At 43.5% G+C, this 3,972-nt stretch carries 5 protein-coding genes; 3 read left to right on the plus strand and 2 right to left on the minus strand.

What is annotated here, in order from left to right:
• The 3 genes from ACX0G7_RS27120 to ACX0G7_RS27130 all read left to right on the plus strand — a co-directional run.
• Window positions 1-526: ATP-binding cassette domain-containing protein (locus tag ACX0G7_RS27120; protein ID WP_458926687.1), on the plus strand; the 526-nt coding region annotated here is incomplete at its 5' end.
• A 37-nt stretch (window positions 527-563) separates the two neighbouring features.
• A complete protein-coding gene (locus ACX0G7_RS27125; protein WP_458926688.1) occupies window positions 564-1,334 on the plus strand; it encodes a glycosyltransferase family 2 protein in 771 nt (256 codons plus the stop codon).
• 149 nt (window positions 1,335-1,483) lie between these two features.
• Window positions 1,484-1,873: a DUF983 domain-containing protein gene (locus ACX0G7_RS27130; protein ID WP_458926689.1), complete on the plus strand. Its 390-nt coding sequence runs from the start codon at window positions 1,484-1,486 to the stop codon at window positions 1,871-1,873.
• Window positions 1,874-1,944: 71 nt separating this feature from the next.
• On the opposite strand, the gene ACX0G7_RS27135 is transcribed toward ACX0G7_RS27130, so the two are convergent.
• Window positions 1,945-2,382: a DUF2721 domain-containing protein gene (locus ACX0G7_RS27135; RefSeq protein ID WP_458926690.1), complete on the minus strand. Its 438-nt coding sequence runs from the start codon at window positions 2,380-2,382 to the stop codon at window positions 1,945-1,947.
• Window positions 2,383-2,822: 440 nt separating this feature from the next.
• Window positions 2,823-3,972, minus strand: a 1,150-nt coding sequence (locus ACX0G7_RS27140) for an ATP-binding protein (RefSeq protein WP_458926691.1), incomplete at its 5' end; no start/stop codon positions are given.

Consider the following 3,972-nt stretch of genomic DNA (forward strand, 5'->3'; position numbering starts at 1 on the left):
GGATACACAGTTGTTTTCAGGAACAATTAGAGAGAATTTACTATTTGTAAACCCCTCAGCAACAGAAGAGGACATATTGGATGCGCTTAATAAAGCTTCATGTTTTAATCTTTTGGCACGTGCAGACAAGGGATTGGAAACCATGATCGGAGAGGGAGGATTGAAATTATCAGGGGGGGAAAAGCAACGTATTTCCATTGCACGTGCTCTATTAAGGAAACCGAAGGTCCTTATTTTCGATGAAGCCACTTCCTCCCTTGATTCTCTGACAGAAGAAGAGATTACAAGTACTATTCGGAAAGTTTCTTCGTTAAAGAACCAGATAACCATTTTAATCGCTCACAGGCTATCTACAATTATGCATGCGGACAGGATTTATGTTCTTGAAAAAGGCCTGATTATTGAAACGGGTACCCATGAACAACTGCTGGCTGAAACAGGGCTGTATTATGCAATGTGGCGCCAGCAGATCGGTGAACGAAAAACGGAAGTCAGTCCCGTACCGGAACATGCTAAACTAAATTAACAAGGTTTGAAGCATTAAAATCTACGGAATTGTGTCAATGCAACATTTATCAGTAGTCATTATTACCTATAATGAGGAAGCACATATCAGCAATTGTATCGAATCAGTAAAACCCGTTGCTGACGAGATCATTGTATTGGACTGCTATTCTACTGATAAAACCGTTGAGATAGCCCGGTCTAAAGGAGCTATTATTCATGAATCTAAATTTCGCGGATACATTGAGCAGAAAAACCTGGCTCTCAAATATGCCAGTCATGATTTTGTGCTGAGCCTGGATGCAGATGAAATGCTTGACGGCTCCTTACTCGAAGCCGTCGCTAAAGAAAAAGCATCACCCACAGGTAAAGCCTATTCAATGAATCGCTGCACGCGTTATGGCGGTCGGTTTATTCGTCATGGACAATGGTATCCTGACAAGAAGCTACGCCTTTTCGACAAAAGGATCGCCTCCTGGGGCGGTATGAACCCCCACGATAAAATTGTTCTTTCTTCTCCTGTCCCCGTAACTCATTTGCCCGGCGACATTTTGCATTTCTCATACGACTCGATTGAAGAACACGTAGCCCATGGCAACAAATTCAGCACCATTGCAGCAGAATCTATGTATAAGAGGGGTAAACGTGCCTATTGGTTCAACTTTATCGTAAATCCCTTATGGACCTTCATCCAGGGCTATATCCTGAGGCTGGGCCTTCTGGACGGCGCAGAAGGTTTTATTATTGCCCGAATCTCAGCACACCACACCTTTCTGAAATACATAAAGCTTTACAGGCTGTGGCACCCGCGGAAAAGACGTTTATCCTGATCCAATATCTTCCCGGGCCATTTTTGATCAGCACTTGCCGCTTAAAAGCATAAATTTGCAGATCAAGACGAACTTTGATGCCTGAACACAACCCTGCCTACCTGTGGAGTTTGCTAACGATGAAGTGTCCCCGTTGCCGAAAAGGCCCGATGTTCACTAACAATAATCCATGGAATCTCAGGAAGGTTTTCTCGATGTACGACAGATGCCCGGTTTGCGGCCAGAAATATGAAATGGAAGTAGGTTTCTGGTATGGAACCGGCTATGTGAGTTATGCGTTATCCGTTGCATTCTGTGTGACCAGTTTTGTAGCCTGGTATGTGCTCATAGGTATGTCGACTTCAGACAACCGGGTGTTCTGGTGGATGAGTCTGAATATTCTCATGCTGATTTTACTACAACCGTGGCTGATGCGAATCAGCCGCGTGATCTACCTTTACTTTTTTGTAAAATACGATCCTGACTATGAACGCACCGAAGCAGTCAAATTTGATTATGAAACTGATTCCTACAATTCGCCCTCAAAAGAAGATAAGTAATCACTCGCCACAAACATCGCTACTATGCGAGCGCAAAAACTAACATCTGTGATATAAATTTACCGCTGATATCAAGGGTTTCTGTTGATAATATCTTTGAAGAGATTGGTTCTGGTGAGTTCCTCCATATCACCCAATTCCACTTCCAGTGCGCGCATACTCAGAACTATCTCCGTGAGTGAAAGCGCCAGTGAAATCATGAAACTGAGCAGACTGGCAGCAAAGATCAGGTAGCTGGCGGCATCCCACCTGTTGAAAATACTGAACATGCAGATGATACAAAAAAGGAAGCTCAGTACACCGAATCCCTGCATTGACCGGATCAAACGAATCCGTGCGCGCAGATTTCTTATCTGCTGTACAAGGTGTTTCTCCGCAGGTTCTTTTTTGTACTGGGCATGTAAATTCCTTATCAGACTCGCCAATGCAAGGAACCGGTTCGTGTACGCAAGCATCATGAGCGAAATGGCCGGGAACAATAATGCCGGTGTTGTAATAGATAGTTCCATGAACAGGTTTGTTCAAAAATACGCCGAAAAAGTAAAGTAATAATTAAGGAACGGAAACAGCAATGAAGCACAACGGCGGAGGTATTCCTAAAAAATAAAGCCAGACGTGCGATACATTCCGGCTTTACCTGTATACAATTGGGTTAGTATTGCTTCCATAAACGAAACTTTCTTCTCCCTATTGTCCCCAAAAGAAATATTCACAAAATCAACCAACCAAAACGCCGCACGAAATAACCATCAACCGCCAAAAACTTATCCCCCACCTATCTTTTCTTAATTGTCAGGCTGTCCATTCTCAACCTCTCTCTTCAACTTTTCATTCTCAACTGTCCCTCATCAACTGTCCATCATCAACTGTCCATCAATCATCTCACTCCCTACTAAAAAACCCATAACTTACTCATCACTCTTCACTCATAACTCTTCACTTTATTTGCTTACTTCTTCAGCATCACGGTAAAAACAGAACCCTTTCCAGGCTCACTCTCACAGGATATCTGCCCGTTAAGTTCTTCAACGATCCTTTTTACTATCGACAGCCCAAGACCAGTGCTATGCTCACCATCAGTAGGCTGGGATGAGATCTTGCTGTATTTCGAAAACAGGTGAGGTAAATCACCTTCATCGATACCCACCCCTTCGTCACTGACTGAGATCACAACACAATCGCCCTCTTCCCTAACGTTGAACCACACATGTTTTTGACGCGGAGTGTATTTGATTGCATTGGATACCAGGTTGCTGCAGATCCGTTGAACCAGTTGTTCATCACTCAACAAAAAGATTTCTTTCGATGAATAATCGAAATGAAGTTCAATCTCCTTATTCGTTGCCTGGGGAATAAAATTTTCTATCACCTCTTTGGACATCGCAACCATATCGAACATTTTCAGCTGCACACGGTGGTTAATTATGTCGGTTTTCTCAATGTCAAGGATCCGGTTGATCAGGTTATCACCATATTTGCTCGCTTGTATGATCCTGGTTACCGCTTTCTGTTGTTCGCCATCCAGCTTCCCGTTTGCGCTTTGTAAAACCTGGCCCCACAACTGTATAGTGGCAAATGGTGTACTAAGATCATGGGATACTATGCCGATCAGGGAATTTTTTTCGTAATTGAGCTCAGCAAGTTTCTGATTTTGCCTGGTGATCATTTCGTTGGTTGTACTGAGCCTTTTGTTTGCATTTCGTTTCGTGATGAAAGCAACAAATGCCAGCACACCGGTTAAAGCAAAGGCCAGGACAAGCACCGTAAGGCCGCGCGACCAGATACGTTGTTTATCTATCTCGAGTTGTAACAACTTGTTCTGAACCTCGCGATCCCTCGCATTAAATTTCTCCTGTAGCTCTGCAATGGTGCGATAGGTGTCGCTGTTTACGATGGCCGTGTCAAGACTATACCACTTTCTGAGGTATTCATGCGCCTGCTTATAGTCGCCCCTCGCTTCTGATAATTTTGCCAGCAAGGCATAACTATCGGCCTCTTTACTTTTTGATTCAAGCTGTGTCGATAACCTCAGCGCTTTGCTTGCATATATAAGCGCTGAATCATATCGTTTCTGTTCAACAAAAACATCGGCTATATTC

The sequence above is a fragment of the Flavitalea antarctica genome, from assembly GCF_054461535.1.